At 65.5% G+C, this 14,153-nt stretch carries 12 protein-coding genes; 9 read left to right on the forward strand and 3 right to left on the reverse strand.

Annotation, left to right across the window (positions count from 1 at the left end):
• Nucleotides 1-81 precede the first annotated feature (81 nt).
• Entirely contained in the window at nucleotides 82-360 is a 279-nt protein-coding gene (locus P7A97_RS13910; protein WP_277690554.1) for a hypothetical protein, read from the reverse strand.
• A gap of 69 nt (nucleotides 361-429) precedes the next feature.
• Between P7A97_RS13910 and P7A97_RS13915 the strand changes: the two genes are divergently transcribed.
• The 9 genes from P7A97_RS13915 (at nucleotide 430) to P7A97_RS13955 (ending at nucleotide 13,123) form a co-directional block, all read left to right on the forward strand.
• On the forward strand, nucleotides 430-2,151 hold the full coding sequence (locus P7A97_RS13915; protein ID WP_277690555.1) for a PHB depolymerase family esterase: 1,722 nt from the start codon (nucleotides 430-432) through the stop codon (nucleotides 2,149-2,151).
• 278 nt (nucleotides 2,152-2,429) lie between these two features.
• Nucleotides 2,430-3,518, forward strand: a complete 1,089-nt coding sequence (locus P7A97_RS13920; RefSeq protein ID WP_277690556.1) for a TRAP transporter substrate-binding protein — start codon at nucleotides 2,430-2,432, stop codon at nucleotides 3,516-3,518.
• Nucleotides 3,519-3,598: 80 nt separating this feature from the next.
• Nucleotides 3,599-4,186, forward strand: coding sequence for a TRAP transporter small permease subunit (locus P7A97_RS13925; RefSeq protein WP_277690557.1), 588 nt, complete (start codon nucleotides 3,599-3,601; stop codon nucleotides 4,184-4,186).
• A 16-nt stretch (nucleotides 4,187-4,202) separates the two neighbouring features.
• Nucleotides 4,203-5,573, forward strand: coding sequence for a TRAP transporter large permease subunit (locus P7A97_RS13930; RefSeq protein WP_277690558.1), 1,371 nt, complete (start codon nucleotides 4,203-4,205; stop codon nucleotides 5,571-5,573).
• Between the two features lie 77 nt (nucleotides 5,574-5,650).
• Nucleotides 5,651-7,132 (forward strand): sigma 54-interacting transcriptional regulator, encoded by a 1,482-nt coding sequence (locus P7A97_RS13935; RefSeq protein ID WP_277690559.1) that lies wholly within the window; start codon nucleotides 5,651-5,653, stop codon nucleotides 7,130-7,132.
• A gap of 410 nt (nucleotides 7,133-7,542) precedes the next feature.
• Nucleotides 7,543-8,928, forward strand: coding sequence for a GntP family permease (locus tag P7A97_RS13940; RefSeq protein WP_277690560.1), 1,386 nt, complete (start codon nucleotides 7,543-7,545; stop codon nucleotides 8,926-8,928).
• Nucleotides 8,929-9,166: 238 nt separating this feature from the next.
• On the forward strand, nucleotides 9,167-10,432 hold the full coding sequence (locus P7A97_RS13945; protein WP_277690561.1) for an OprD family porin: 1,266 nt from the start codon (nucleotides 9,167-9,169) through the stop codon (nucleotides 10,430-10,432).
• A 186-nt stretch (nucleotides 10,433-10,618) separates the two neighbouring features.
• Nucleotides 10,619-11,389, forward strand: coding sequence for a 3-hydroxybutyrate dehydrogenase (locus P7A97_RS13950; RefSeq protein ID WP_277690562.1), 771 nt, complete (start codon nucleotides 10,619-10,621; stop codon nucleotides 11,387-11,389).
• A 762-nt stretch (nucleotides 11,390-12,151) separates the two neighbouring features.
• Nucleotides 12,152-13,123: an IS110 family transposase gene (locus P7A97_RS13955; RefSeq protein ID WP_277690563.1), complete on the forward strand. Its 972-nt coding sequence runs from the start codon at nucleotides 12,152-12,154 to the stop codon at nucleotides 13,121-13,123.
• 43 nt (nucleotides 13,124-13,166) lie between these two features.
• Here the strand turns inward: P7A97_RS13955 and P7A97_RS13960 are convergent, their stop codons facing one another.
• Nucleotides 13,167-13,502 (reverse strand): DUF3703 domain-containing protein, encoded by a 336-nt coding sequence (locus P7A97_RS13960; RefSeq protein ID WP_277690564.1) that lies wholly within the window; start codon nucleotides 13,500-13,502, stop codon nucleotides 13,167-13,169.
• The gene (locus P7A97_RS13965) at nucleotides 13,492-14,121 is read right to left on the reverse strand and encodes a cation diffusion facilitator family transporter (protein WP_277690565.1); all 630 of its coding nucleotides are present in this window, start codon (nucleotides 14,119-14,121) and stop codon (nucleotides 13,492-13,494) included. Before P7A97_RS13965 ends, P7A97_RS13960 begins: the two co-directional genes overlap by 11 nt.
• Between the last annotated feature and the right edge of the window lie 32 nt (nucleotides 14,122-14,153).

Below are 14,153 nucleotides of genomic sequence, written 5' to 3' on the forward strand. Positions count from 1 at the left end.
GGCCGCGGACTGCGTGGGGCCGCTTGGGATCGAAGCAGCCAGTCACGGCTGAAGCTGCTCGCTGCGGTGCGCAAGTTTGCCTCAGGCGCCGCTGGCGGGATACAGCCGAATGAGCTTAGAAGGCGCTGACGGTTGTACCAGCACCAGACAGCCTCGCGATTTCGCCCCTGGATGAGCGGTAGCCGCCAGCCACTGTCTTGGTTGCCAGACAGTTTTTCCGCAGCAGCGGACATCATCCAGCGCCTGACCGGAAAAAGTGTCCGAATTATTGGAAAACATTACCAACCCGACTACCCGAAAAACATAAGCCATTGAAATAGAAACAGATAATTCTCTGGCACGAATATTCCACTGGGCCATGAGCACCCCGCCTGCACATGCCTGGGGCGGGGGCACCTCCAAGAATAAGTTCAAGAACGGAGCAAGCCCATGTACCGCAAATACCCGCCCTACCGGCGCCTGGCCACCGCGCTGGCCACCTTACTGCTGAGCCTCTATCTACCGACCCCAGCCCTGGCCGGGCAAACCCAGGCCTATACCCTGCCCCAACAGGCCTACAGCGGCTCGCGAGCGCGCAACTACAAGGTCTACGTTCCCACCGGTGTCACTACACCGGCACCCATGGTCATGGCCCTGCACGGCTGCAAGCAGACCAATGACGACGTGCTCAACGACTGGGGCATGAAGGCGGCAGCCGATCGCTACGGTTTCATCCTGGTGGCGCCCTTCATCACCAGCTACGACGGTCTGCGCAACGAGAACTGCTGGGGCTTCTGGTTCGAGCAGCACATTCATCAGGGTGCCGGCGAGGTCGAGGACCTGCACCAGATCGCCCTGCAGGTCGAGGCGGCCTACAGCATCGACGCTAACCGCCGCTTCATCACCGGCCTGTCCTCCGGCGGGGCGATGAGCATGGTCGCGGCCGTCGCCCACAACGAGTATTGGGCGGCGGCTGCACCGGCTGCGGGCCTGCCCTACAGCGAGGACGCCTCCTCGGTGTCGCTGTCCGGCCAGTGCCCGGGTTCGGCTACCTTCCATGCGGTCAGCCAGGTGGTCAGCGACATGAACGCCGAGGCCGACAATAGCTATCCGATCCCGCTGATGCTGCTGCAGAACAAGAACGACTGCACCGTGCTGCAGACGGCCGCCAACACCATGCGCGATGCCCATCTGCAGGTATTCGGCAGCAACAACTTCAAGACCGCTGCCGCGACCAAGGCCTCCGACACCAGCTGCTCGCCGTACCACCAGAACAACTACAGCTGCCATCGCATCGCCTACACCCAGGACGGCACCACCGCGACCCGCTCGCTGGTGGAAACCATCTTCTACGATGGCCCGCTGACCACCCCCAACACGCTGGACACCGACCATGGCCACTACTGGGTCGGCGGTGCCGACGGCAACAATGGCAAATGGGCACTGCAGATCGGCCCGAGCTACCCGGACATCGTCTGGGACTTCTTCAGCCGCCACAGTCGCAACGGCAGCCAGCCGCAGGGCCACCCGGTGATCACGCTGCAGGGTGACAACCCACTGACTGCGGCGCTCAACAGCGCCTTCAGCGACCCGGGCGCCACGGCCAACGACCTGGAAGACGGCGCTTTGAGCGTCAGCGCCGACTGCAGCGCGGTGAATACCCAGGCCGTGGGCAGCTATAGCTGCCTATACACAGCCATCGACAGCGACAGCAACAGCACCACGGCCACCCGTGTAGTGAACGTGGTCGACCTCAGCACACCAGTGGCCAGCTGCCAGAAAGTCACTGCCTCGCCCTACGCCCATATCGGCGCCGGTCGCGCCTATGCCGGCGGCGTGTCGAGCCTGCGCACCTACGCCAATGGCGACAACGTGGACATCGGCGGCTCGTTCGACACCTGGAGCAGCGTTGCCCTGTACGAAGGTGAAACCGGCAAGTGGTACTCACAGCTGCCGGCGGCGTGCAGCGGTACGGGTGGCGGTGGCACTGGCGGCGGTTTCGTCTGCCAGAACTGGAATACCACCAACCTAAACCACGTCACCGCCGGCCGTGCCTATTACGGCTACTACACCGTGGGCGGCAACCAGTACCTGGGCAGCCTGCCCGGGGTGAATAGCTGGGTGAAGGAAACTGCCAGCGGCTACTTCCAGGCCGGGCAGTGCAGCAACTGAGATCCCGCTGAACCACGGGCGACCCCGGTCGCCCGTGCTGCCTGTCTACCCGCCCGGACAGCCTCGTCCAGATTACTGGACATGCCGAGCGCACCATCCACGCCATATGTCCAAATTTCTGGAACGACGCCCTTCTTTTGCGTCACAAAAAAACATAAGACATTGATATATAACGATATTTTTTATTGGCACAGAGATCGCATTGCCTCACAGCGCTAACTGCCTGCCCCTGCGGCGCGCACCGTTTCGCCACAAATACAACAAGAAGGAACCTCAGCATGTTCATCAAGCAACCGCTCCCGCGCCTGTCCGTCGGCATCACCGCCGCCACCCTGCTCACCACCAGCCTGCTGGCCAGCTCGGCCATGGCCAGCGAGAAGATCCGCTGGCAGGTGCCACTCGCCTTCCCCTCGCATTTGGTCGGCCTGAGCACACCGGTCAAGCACCTGTCCGAATCGCTCAAGGCCATCTCCGGCGGCGACATCAACCTGCGCTACTACGAGCCGGGTGAGCTGGTACCGCCGTTCGAGATCATGAACTCGGTCAGCAGCGGCAAGTACCCTGCCGGCTACACCTGGATCGGCTATGACCAGGGCAGCATCCCCGCGCTGCCGCTGTACTCCGGCGCGCCGTTCAACATGGAGCCGCCGGCCTACCTGGCCTGGTACTACCAGGGCGACGGCAAGAAGCTACTGGAAGAGATCTACGCGCCGCACAAGATCCACCCGATGCTGTGCAGCATCATCGGCCCGGAAGGCGCCGGCTGGTTCGCCAAGCCCATCGAGCAGACCAAGGACTTCGACGGCCTGCGCATCCGCTTCGCCGGCATCGGCGGCAAGGTGCTGGAGAAGCTCGGCGCCTCGGTGACCATGGTCCCCGGCGGCGAGATCTACCAGGCCCTGGAGCGCAAGACCATCGACGCCACCGAGTTCTCCCAGCCGGCGATCGACAAGATGCTGGGCCTCGACCAGATCATCAAGAACTACATCATGCCGGGCTGGCACCAGACCCTGACCACCTCGCACCTGCTGGTCAACCAGGATGTGTGGGACAAGCTGGAGCCGCAGAGCCGTGCGCTGATCGAGATGGGCTGCGAGTCGGCCACGCTCAAGGGCTTCGCCGAGAGCGAGTGGGCCCAGCCGGGCGCGCTGGCCGACTACCAGAAGGAAGGGGTCAAGGCCCAGGTGCTTCCCGCGCCGGTGCTGCACGAGCTGCATAAGGTGACCAACGAGGTGCTCGACGAGATGGCCAGCAAGGACGACATGTTCAAGCGTGTGCTGACCAGCCAGCGCGAGTTCATGGCCCAGTACGCCAGCTGGAACCGTATGGGCTACCTGCCGCGCGACTTCGACCAGCAGCAGAACTGATCACACCCCGCGAACCTGCACGGGCCCGGCACTGCCGCGGCCCGCTGCGCCTTCCTGCCTGATAGGTCCGAGGTTTCCCGATGCAACAACCCGCATCCGCCGCTCACGCGCCCGCCGCCGAGCTGCCGCACAACCGCCTGTCCCACCTGCTGGAGCGCGGCATCGTCGCCATTGGCCAGGCCAGCGCCTGGCTGTGGATCGCCGTGCTGCTGGTGGTGCTGTGCAATGTATTCAGTCGCTTCGTCCTGGCGCGCGGCTCGATCGCCCTGGAGGAGTTGTCCTGGCACCTGTTCGGCGCCGCCACCCTGCTCTCCCTGGCCTATGCCGTGGTGCGCGACGACCATGTGCGCGTCGATGTGCTGCGCGAGAAGTTCTCCCTGCGCACCCAGGCCTGGATCGAGTTGCTGGGCATCATCCTGCTGGCCCTGCCGGTGATCGCCCTGATGATCGACAGCCTGCTCGCCTACGCCCACACCGCCTTCGTCTACATGGAGCACTCACAGGCCCCCAGCGGTCTGCCCTATCGCTTCCTGTTCAAGAGCGTGCTGCCGCTGGGCCTGGCGCTGACCGCCATCGCCCTGTTCGCCCGCGCCTCGCGCTGCAGCACCCTGCTGCTCAATTTCCCCCGGGCTATCGAGCCGTCCAGCGACGCTCACCCGCACTCCTGATCACGAGGCTGAAGTAATGGGTCTGGAACAAATTCTGGTCATCGCCATGTTCGCCAGCTTCATGGGGCTGCTGCTGCTCGGCTTTCCCGTGGCCTGGTCACTGGCCGGCGTCGGCCTGGTCTTCGCCGTCACCGGCCATGTGCTGGTGGAATATTTCGACGCCGATCTGTGGTTCACCTGGGGCGGCACCATCGGCGTGCTCGATGCGCGCATCTACGGCATTGTCGCCAACGAGCTGATGGTGGCGCTGCCGCTGTTCATCTTCATGGGCATCATGCTCGACCGCTCCGGCATCGCCGAACGGCTGATGCACAGCCTGGTGCGCGTGCTCGGCCCGCTGCGCGGCGGCTATGCGGTCACCGTGGTGATCGTCGGCGTGCTGCTGGCCGCCTCCACCGGCATCGTCGGCGCCTCGGTGGTGCTGCTCGGCCTGCTCTCGCTGGGGCCGATGCTGCAGGCCAACTACAACAAGCGCCTGGCCGTGGGCACCGCCTGCTCGGTCGGCACTCTGGGCATCCTGATTCCGCCGAGCATCATGCTGGTGCTGATGGCCGACCGCCTGGGCACCCCCGAGGCCTCGGTAGGCAAGCTGTTCATGGGCGCGCTGATTCCGGGGATGATGCTCGGCGCCCTGTACATTGCCTACATCCTGATCGCTGCCTGGCTGAAGAAGGACTTCGCCCCGGCGCCCAAGGATCGCCAGCCGCTGGATGCCCGCGCCCTGATCGACGTGTTCTGGGCCGTGGTACCGCCACTGGCGCTGATCCTCGCCGTGCTCGGCTCGATCTTCTTCGGCATCGCCACCACCACCGAGGCCTCGGCGGTCGGTGCCGCTGGCGCCGTGCTGATGGCCTACCTCAGCCGTCGCCTGAGCCTGGCCGTACTCAAGGATGCGCTGTACCAGACCAGCCGCACCGCCGCCTTCATCTTCGGCATCTTCATCGGCGCCACGGTGTTCGCCGCCGTGCTGCGCGGCCTGGGTGGCGACGACGTGGTGCGCGATGCGCTGAGCGGCCTGCCGTTCGGCCAGACCGGCGTGTTGCTCACCGTGCTGTTCATCACCTTCCTGCTGGGCTTCTTCCTCGACTGGGTGGAGATCACCCTGATCGTCCTGCCACTGGTGGCGCCGGTGCTGTTCTCCATGGGCGTGGACCCGCTGTGGTTCGCCATTCTCTTCGCCCTGTGCCTGCAGACCTCCTTCCTCACCCCGCCGGTCGGCTTCGCCCTGTTCTACATCAAGGGGGTGTGCCCACCGGGCATTACCACCCGCGATGTCTACCTGGGCGTACTGCCCTTCATCGCCCTGCAGCTGCTCGGCCTGGCCCTGGTGTTCTGGTTCCAGCCACTGGCCACCTGGCTGCCCACCGAGGTGTACGGCGGCCCATGACCGCCCCAGCCGCCTTGCCGGCGTAGCGAGGCGGCTCCCATAATCGAGCGTATCTATTTCGAGGACTTCCTCCTGCCATGGCCATTTCCCGCGACGAGCTCGACCAACACGGCCTGATCGTCGGCGTGTCGCCCGAGCGCTTCCGCGCGGTGGCCATGCCGCTGCTGTACGACCACCTCGACGCCCAGTGCGAGGGAACCATCGCGGTCAATCGCCAGGCGCGCATCGTCTGGATCAACGACAAGTACGCCGAGAAGATCGGCATCCGCGACCCGCGCAGCGTGCTCGGCAAGCAGATCGAGGAAGTGCTGCCGGCCAGCCGCCTGCGCGAGGTGGTCGACAGTGGCCAGCCGAGCATGCTCGACCTGATGGCCTTCGGCGACGAACACTTCGTGGTCACCCGCATTCCCCTGCGCGACGAGGACGGCACCCTGGTCGGCGCCCTCGGCTTCGTCCTGTTCGACCGCGCCCGCCATCTCAAGCCGCTGATGGCCAAGTACAACAGCCTGCAGAGCCAGTTGCTGGCGACCCAGAACGAGTTGGCCAAAGCCCGCCGCGCGCGCTACACCATCGCCGGTTTCATCGGCAGCAGCGCCGCCGCCGCCGAGGTCAAGCGCCAGGCCCGGCGTGCCGCCCAGCTCGACGCCACGGTGCTGCTGCGCGGCGAAACCGGCACCGGCAAGGAGCTGCTGGCCCAGGGCATCCACAACCTGTCGCCACGGGCCAACGGGCCTTTCGTCGCGGTCAACGTCGCCGCCATTCCGGAAACCCTGGTCGAGGCCGAGCTGTTCGGCACCGCCCCCGGCGCCTTCACCGGCGCCGACCGCAAGGCGCGCATCGGCAAGTTCGAGGTAGCCAACGGCGGCACCCTGTTCCTCGACGAGATCGGCGACCTGCCCATGCCGCTGCAGGCCAAGCTGCTGCGCGTGTTGCAGGAGCAGGAAGTCGAACCGCTCGGCTCCAACCAGGTCAAGCCGCTCAATGTGCGGGTGATCGCCGCCACCCACATCGACCTGGAGGCCAAGGTCGCCGCCGGTCAGTTCCGCGACGACCTCTATTACCGCCTCAATGTCCTGGCCCTGCGTGTACCACCGCTGCGCGAGCGGCGCGAGGACATTCCCTCGCTGCTCGAGCACCTGCTCGACGACATCGCCAACCGCTCCGGCCAGGCCCCAATGGAGCTGAGCCGCGAGGCCCTGGCCCTGCTCTGCCGACAGCCCTGGAAAGGCAATGTGCGCGAGCTGCGCAACCTGCTGGAACGCGCGCAACTGGACAGCGACGGCAGCCTGCTGGGCGTGGCCCAGTTGCAGCCACTGCTGAGCGTGCCGGCCATGCCCCTGCCGAGCCCGGCGGAATCGCCCGAATCGACAGAGCCACAACCGGTCGCCGACGAACCGCTGCAACCCCTGGCCCAGAGCATCGCTGCAGCCGAGCGCCGCGCCCTGCAGCAGGCCCTGACGGTCTGCGGCGGCAACCGCCGAAGGGCCGCCAGCGAGCTGGGCATTTCCCGCGCCAGCCTGTACAGCAAGCTGCAGCAGCACGGTCTGAGCGAGCGCTAGCCGCCTGAATCGGCGCCAGGTTTCAGCCCGGCGCCGCTGGCCATAGGCCTTCCTGCCCTGACCGCCATCGCCCCTATCGCCTGCCCGACTGTCTGCGCTCAATGAGCAGAGGCAGTCCAGAATTCTGGACTGAACTCGACACACCCTGCACCCAACTGAACATGTCCATAAATCTGGACACCGATTGCTCGCCACCCGGCGTCAGGCCACGCCACCCCAGCGCTCCGTTGGCATGACGCAAAGCCGCGTGGTAGCTGGCGCGCAGCCAGAGTGCACGCTTTTATCTCGACCTTTTCACCGAACTGGCACGCCTTTCGCTCTAGGCTAGGCAACACGCGTCGAGCACGGCGCGGCAGTTGGCGCGACTCGAACGCGCCAGAAAACAACAACAAGAAGGAATCGCCCAGACCATGGGTACGCTCGGTATTCTGCTGTCCCTCGCCCTGTTGATGTACCTCGCCTACCGCGGCATCAACGTGCTTATCCTCGCCCCGCTGCTGGCGCTGCTGGCCGTGCTGTTCGCCGGCGATGTCGCCCTCATACTGCCGACCTACACCCAGGTGTTCATGAAGGCCATGGGCGGCTACCTGATCCAGTTCTTCCCGCTGTTCCTGCTCGGCGCGCTGTTCGGCAAGCTGATGGACGACTCCGGTTCGGCCCGCGCCATCGCCCACGGCATTGTTGCCAAGCTCGGCAGCGAGCGCGCCATCCTCGCCATCGTGCTGGCCTGCGGCCTGCTCACCTACGGCGGCGTGTCGTTGTTCGTGGTGGCCTTCGCCGTGTACCCGATCGGTGCCGCGCTGTTCCGCGAAGCCGGCATTCCCAAGCGCCTGCTGCCGGGCGCCATCGCCCTCGGCGCGTTCACCTTCACCATGACCGCGCTGCCCGGCACCCCGGCCATCCAGAACGCCATCCCCAGCCCGTTCTTCGGCACCGATGCCTTCGCCGCGCCGATCCTCGGCCTGATCGGCGGCAGCCTCATGCTGCTGCTCGGCAGCTGGTGGCTGAGCGGCCAGGCGCGCAAGCTGGTCGCCGCCGGAGAAGGCTACGGCGTGCACCCGGACGATCCGCAGCCGAGCGCCGAGATGCCCGGCACCGGCTTCTGGGTTGCCCTGCTGCCGATCCTGCTGGTGATCGCTATCAACTTCGTGATGGCCAAGCTGGTACTGCCAAGCCTGGACACCAGCTATCTGGCCAAGCCGGAGTTCGGCGGCCTGCAGGACGCCAAGTCGGTGATCGGCATCTGGGCCATCATCGTCGCCCTGAGCGCCGCCGTACTGGTGCTCATTGGCCTGCACTGGCAGCGCTGGCTCGACCTCAAGCGCAGCGTCAACGACGGTGCCTTCGGCGCCATGCTGCCGATCCTCAACACCGCCTCGGAAGTCGGCTACGGCACGGTGATCGCCTCGCTGGCCGGCTTCGTGGTGATCCGCGACCTGGTGCTCGGCATGCCCGGCAACGTGCTGGTGTCCGAAGCCGTGGCGGTCAACGTGCTGGCCGGCATCACCGGCTCGGCCTCCGGCGGCATGTCCATCGCTCTCAAGACCCTCGGCGCGCAGTACCTGGAAATGGCCACCGCTGCCGGCATCAGCCCCGAGCTGCTGCACCGGGTGGCGGCCATGGCCTCCGGCTGCATGGACACCCTGCCGCACAACGGCGCGGTGATCTCCCTGCTGGCGATCTGCAAGCTGACGCACCGCGACTCGTACAAGTACATCTTCATGAACACCCTGGTATTCCCGATGTGTGCCCTGGCGGTCGTCATCGCCCTGGGCAGCGCCTTCGGCAGCTTCTGAGGCCAGGCCCAAGATGAACACAACCCTTAACGTGGCCGCTCCCTACCCTCCCTGGCCACCCGACTGACCCGAGTGGGCGGGCCCTAACCGGGCCCATCACCGGTCGGGTCGATACGGGGGCTACCCGCCCCCGTCCCTCACCCTGTTCACCCCTCCCACGGCGCAGCTCCGGCAGCGTTGCCAGGACGGCTGTGGGCCAAAAAAGCCGTAGCAACAATAACTACAAGAGGAACTACCCATGCGACACCAGCCGAGACTCGCCCGCCAGCTGCTGGCCACGAGCATTGCCCTGGGCCTGACTGCCCCGGCCCACGCCGCCTTCTTCGATGACAGCAAGGCCGCGGTGGACGCCCGCAACTTCTACATGAACCGCGACTTCCGCCAGAGCGGCGCCAGCCAGGCCAAGGCCGAAGAATGGGCCCAGGGTTTCATGCTGCGCTTCGAATCCGGCTTCACCGAGGGCCCGGTCGGTTTCGGCATCGATGCCATCGGCCTGCTCGGCCTCAAGCTCGACTCCAGCCCGGACCGGGTCGGCACCGGCATCCTCAAGAGCGACAAGGAGGCGCCCAAGCGCGCCCAGGACGAATACGGCGAAGCCGGCCTGACTGCCAAGCTGCGCGCCTCGCAGAGCGTGCTCAAGGTTGGCACCCTGCAACCGGTACTGCCGCCGCTGATGCGCAACGACAGCCGCCTGCTGCCGCAGACCTTCCGCGGCGCCTGGCTGACCAGCAACGAGGTGGAGGGCCTGACCCTGGACCTGGCACAGATCGACCAGGTCAACCAGCGCGACTCCTCGGATAATCAGGACATGACCGTGTTCAACGGTGGCAAGCGCAACATCGTGCTGGGCCAGGACAAGGCCAGCGACGAGTTCCTGTTCGCCGGCGGCCGCTACCAATGGACCCCGGAACTAGCCACCAGCTACTACTACGCTGGCCTTGACGGCATCTACAAGCAGCACCTGGTCAACCTGGTGCATCAGCTGCCGCTGGGCGAAGGCCAGAGCTTCAAGTCGGACATCCGCTACGCCCGTTCTACCGATGACGGCGGCAGCAACGTCGACAACGACGCCTTCGGCGCGCTGTTCACCTACCGCCTTGGCGCCCACGGCTTTACCGCCGGCTATCAGCACCTGTCCGGCGACACCGGTTTCGCCTACATCGCCGGTTCCGACAACGCGCTGATCAACCTGGTACAGATCAACGACTTCGGCAACCAGGACGAGCGCTCCTGGCAGGCGCGCTACGACTATGACTTCGCTGCCCTCGGCGTACCGGGCCTGACCTTCATGACCCGCTACCTGTCCGGCGACAACGTCGACCGCGGCGCGGGCCTGAGCGAAGGCAAGACCTGGGAACGCAACACCGATATCGCCTACGTGTTCCAGAGCGGCCCGCTGAAAAACCTCGGCCTGCGCCTGCGCAACGCCACCACGCGCAGCAACTTCGGCGCCGATCTGGACGAAAACCGCTTCATCGTCAGCTACAGCCTGCCACTCTGGTAAGACCGCGCCGACGCAGTGTGACTACTCCTCGTAGAAGACTTGCCGGGCCCTAGGCCCGGCCTTTTTCTCGCCCCAGGGCGGGACACCCCAAACACCCCGGCAGCGCCAGGCATGGCACACCGGAGCAGGCGCCACAGGCCCTGCATGACCCGTTCATCATTGCTGGATGCATGAAAAGGAGGCCCTATGGCGCTCAGTGGAAAAACAGCCCTGATTACAGGTTCGACCAGTGGCATCGGTCTGGGCATCGCCGATGTGCTTGCCCGCAACGGCGCCGACGTGATCCTCAACGGTTTCGGCGACTGGCAGACGGCGGCCGAGCAGCTGTCGCGCCACGGTGGCCGCGTCGGCTACCACCCGGCCGACCTGAGCCAGGCAGAGCAGATCGAGGCGCTGTTTGACTACGCCCGCCGCGAGTTCGGCCGGGTCGATATCCTGGTCAACAACGCCGGCATCCAGCACGTGGCGCCGGTCGAGAGCTTCCCGGTCGAACGCTGGGACTCGATCATCGCCCTCAACCTCAGCGCCGTGTTCCATTGCACGCGCCTGGCCCTGCCGGACATGCAGGCGCAGGACTGGGGCCGCATCATCAACATCGCCTCGGTGCACGGCAGCGTCGGCTCCACCGGCAAGGCCGCGTATGTCGCAGCCAAGCACGGCGTGCTCGGCCTGACCAAGGTGGTGGCGCTGGAAACCGCGCAGAGCGGCGTGACTTGCAACTCGATCTGCCCCGGCTGGGTACTGACGCCCCTGGTACAGCAGCAGATCGACGCCCGCGTCGCCGCCGGTGAGACGCCGGAGCAGGCGCGCAGCGCACTGCTGGCGGAAAAGCAGCCGTCGCAGGCCTTCGTTACCGCCGAGCAACTGGGCGAGCTGGCGCTGTTCCTCTGCAGCGCGGCGGCGCAACAGGTGCGCGGCGCGGCGTGGAATATCGATGGCGGCTGGCTGGCGCAATAATAGAGCGGGCACCAGAAAGCCGTATGCCCGGCACATGCCGGGCCAGTTAAGGGCGGACGGCCGAGAGGACACACAAGGCCATGTCCCCGTTGCGCGTTGTCGTTGAACGCCGCGCGCCTGACTCGCCGCCCGGAAGCAGTTGCGGTGTCCTCCATCGCAGCTAAAGCCGCTTCCACAAAAACAGACCCGTGCTGCTGGTAGAAGAGCCTATTGCTGCCACAGAGACCGCGGCGTAGGCAGCTGCTGATGCGGCGGGGCAGGATTTATGGGAGCAACTGTCGTCACCCGTCCAGTTCACTGCCCCATAGTCCCATACGGCCTCTGTGGGAGCGGATTCAGCTGAGAATAGGTGCCCCGACGGCACTGGAGATCAACCCCGAGGACTGCAACAGTGCCAAGAATAACGCCGGCTCCAGGCCGGCGTAGCGTAGGTTGGGCTGAGCGCAGCGAAGCCCTACGGTGGGCTGTAGGCCACGACAGGTGCCTATCCCGTTGGGCTTCGGGGCTGTGCCCCTCAACCCAACCTTGTATCTCGACTACCACCCTCTTCTAGGGCGATAGTCCCCCGACTGATCATCGGGGGAGGGGCCGTAAGCCGTACCCAGCCTGAGGCTTCGAGCCTGCATCGTAGATCGTGCTCGGCCCCTCCTTACTCACTCGTGTAGTCCGAACGGTATCCAGAGCCCGCCCCGGCGAGAGCTCGCATCACAAGGTTGGACAGAGTGCTGTGATGATCCCCACTCACCATGAGGAGGAGCCGACATGCCCTGCGTCATTGGCGTCGACATCGCCAAACACACATTCGACATCGCCACCCTGCAAGCCAACGGCAAGTACCGCACCAAGGCCAAGCTGAGCAACACATCGGCTGGCTTCAAGGTGTTGGACGACTGGCTGCTCAAACACGCCGAACCGGAAGCCTGGATCGTGATGGAAGCCACCGGCATCTACCACGAGGGACTCGCCGACCATCTGCATACTGGTGGCTATCGCGTCTGTGTGCTCAACCCCGCACAGCTGGCCAGTTACGCCGCCAGCCAACTGCAACGGGTCAAGACCGATCGCGTCGATGCCAAGCTGATCGCCGCGTACGGCCTGCGCCACGCCGACACGCTGCGCCCCTGGCAACCCGAGGCACCGGCCATTCGCCAGCTGCGCGCTCTGGTGCGCCGCCTGCAAGATCTGCAGGAGATCGCCCAGATGGAGCGTAATCGCCTGCTGGTCAGTGAGCCTCGTGTCCAGGCCTCGATCCGCTCGGTGCTGGAGCACGTCGAACAACAGATTGCCGAAACCCGCCAAGCGATCCGCGACCACATCGACGATGACCCTGACCTGCGCAATCAGCGTGATCTGCTGGTGAGCATCGACGGCATTGCCGACACCACCGCTGCCTTGCTACTGGCCGAACTCGGAGACCCTTTGCGCTTTACCGATGCCCGAGCGATCACCGCCTTCGCCGGTCTGAACCCGCGGCTGCAGGAGTCCGGCAAGCATAAAGGTCATGTATGCATCTCGCGGCAGGGCTCATCCCGCCTGCGCGCGGGCCTGTATCTGCCATCAGTGAGTGCGCTGAACAGTAACGAGGCGATCAAAGCCATGACACAGCGCCTGGAACAGCGCGGCAAGGCCGGCAAACAGATCGTCTGCGCAGCCATGCGCAAGTTGCTGCATATCGTTTATGGCGTTCTTAAGTCGGGCCAGCCATTTGATGCGCAACGCGCTCTTGCTCACTGAGGGGGAAGACGGTATCTACGGCTGGCCACGCCCTGCGCTCGGTTTAGCCCAATAGCCGGCGCAGCTCCTCGCTGAGCGGCATTGGCCGGAACGCACTGACCCGCGCCCGCCCCGTGTTGCCCAGTGGCACCCAGATCCGCGAAAACAGCAGCGCGGCGGCAATCCGCGGCAGCTGCCCGAGCACCTCGCGCCAGTCGCCCAGCATCCAGCCGGCGCGCAGCATCAGCCAGTGCGCCCGCGCATGGGGTAGCGCCAGGCGCTGACCGAGGATATGAGCACGCTCCAGCCAGACCAGCGCGGCGTGCGCATCACCATGGCCCAGCGCCTTCTCGCCCTCGCTGAGGGCCTGCCGCAGCGCAGCCTGCAACTCAGTGCGCATGACCGTGATCGCCCTTCAGTTCGCCATCGGCCTGACGCAGCACCTGAATCGCGGCGGTGATGGCCAGGGACGCCATGATGCTGGCGACGATCAGGTCCGGCCAGGCGCTGCCGGTGCCAAACACCCCCAGCGCGGCGGCCAGCACGGCGAGATTGCCCAGGGCATCGTTGCGGGTACACAGCCATACGCTGCGCATGTTGCTGTCCCCCTCGCGATAGGCATACAGCAACACCGCCACGCCGAGGTTGGCCAACAACGCCAGGGTGCCCACCACGCCCATGGTCGGTGCACTCGGCACCGCGCCCTGCCACCAGTGCCAGAGCGCCGCGCCCAATACGGCAAGGCCAAAGAGCAGCATGCTCAGTGCCTTGAACTGAGCGGCACGAGCGCGCCAGGTCAGCGCCATGCCCAGCACCCAGAGGCTGATGGCATAGTTGGCGGCATCGCCCAGGAAATCCAGTGAGTCGGCCAGCAAGGAGACCGAACCGGCCTTGAGACCCGCGCCGATCTCGACGACGAACATCACCAGATTGACCAGCAGCGCGATCCACAGGATGCGTCGGTAACGCCCGTCGTTATGTACCGGGCCGGTGTCGTGATTGCAGCAGTGAGCACCCATTTGGCATCTCCTTGTTCCAGGTGCAGACTAGG

The organism is Pseudomonas sp. GOM6, assembly GCF_029537485.1.
Taxonomy (GTDB): Bacteria; Pseudomonadota; Gammaproteobacteria; order Pseudomonadales; family Pseudomonadaceae; genus Aquipseudomonas.

Bases quoted from the DNA above. Each gene is read 5' to 3' on its own strand.
- P7A97_RS13945 (WP_277690561.1), top strand. From the start codon at position 9,167: ATGCGACACCAGCCGAGACTCGCCCGCCAGCTGCTGGCCACGAGCATT.
- P7A97_RS13960 (WP_277690564.1), bottom strand. From the start codon at position 13,502: ATGCGCACTGAGTTGCAGGCTGCGCTGCGGCAGGCCCTCAGCGAGGGC.
- P7A97_RS13920 (WP_277690556.1), top strand. From the start codon at position 2,430: ATGTTCATCAAGCAACCGCTCCCGCGCCTGTCCGTCGGCATCACCGCC.
- P7A97_RS13930 (WP_277690558.1), top strand. From the start codon at position 4,203: ATGGGTCTGGAACAAATTCTGGTCATCGCCATGTTCGCCAGCTTCATG.
- P7A97_RS13910 (WP_277690554.1), bottom strand. From the start codon at position 360: ATGGCCCAGTGGAATATTCGTGCCAGAGAATTATCTGTTTCTATTTCA.
- P7A97_RS13915 (WP_277690555.1), top strand. From the start codon at position 430: ATGTACCGCAAATACCCGCCCTACCGGCGCCTGGCCACCGCGCTGGCC.
- P7A97_RS13935 (WP_277690559.1), top strand. From the start codon at position 5,651: ATGGCCATTTCCCGCGACGAGCTCGACCAACACGGCCTGATCGTCGGC.
- P7A97_RS13940 (WP_277690560.1), top strand. From the start codon at position 7,543: ATGGGTACGCTCGGTATTCTGCTGTCCCTCGCCCTGTTGATGTACCTC.
- P7A97_RS13950 (WP_277690562.1), top strand. From the start codon at position 10,619: ATGGCGCTCAGTGGAAAAACAGCCCTGATTACAGGTTCGACCAGTGGC.
- P7A97_RS13925 (WP_277690557.1), top strand. From the start codon at position 3,599: ATGCAACAACCCGCATCCGCCGCTCACGCGCCCGCCGCCGAGCTGCCG.
- P7A97_RS13955 (WP_277690563.1), top strand. From the start codon at position 12,152: ATGCCCTGCGTCATTGGCGTCGACATCGCCAAACACACATTCGACATC.
- P7A97_RS13965 (WP_277690565.1), bottom strand. From the start codon at position 14,121: ATGGGTGCTCACTGCTGCAATCACGACACCGGCCCGGTACATAACGAC.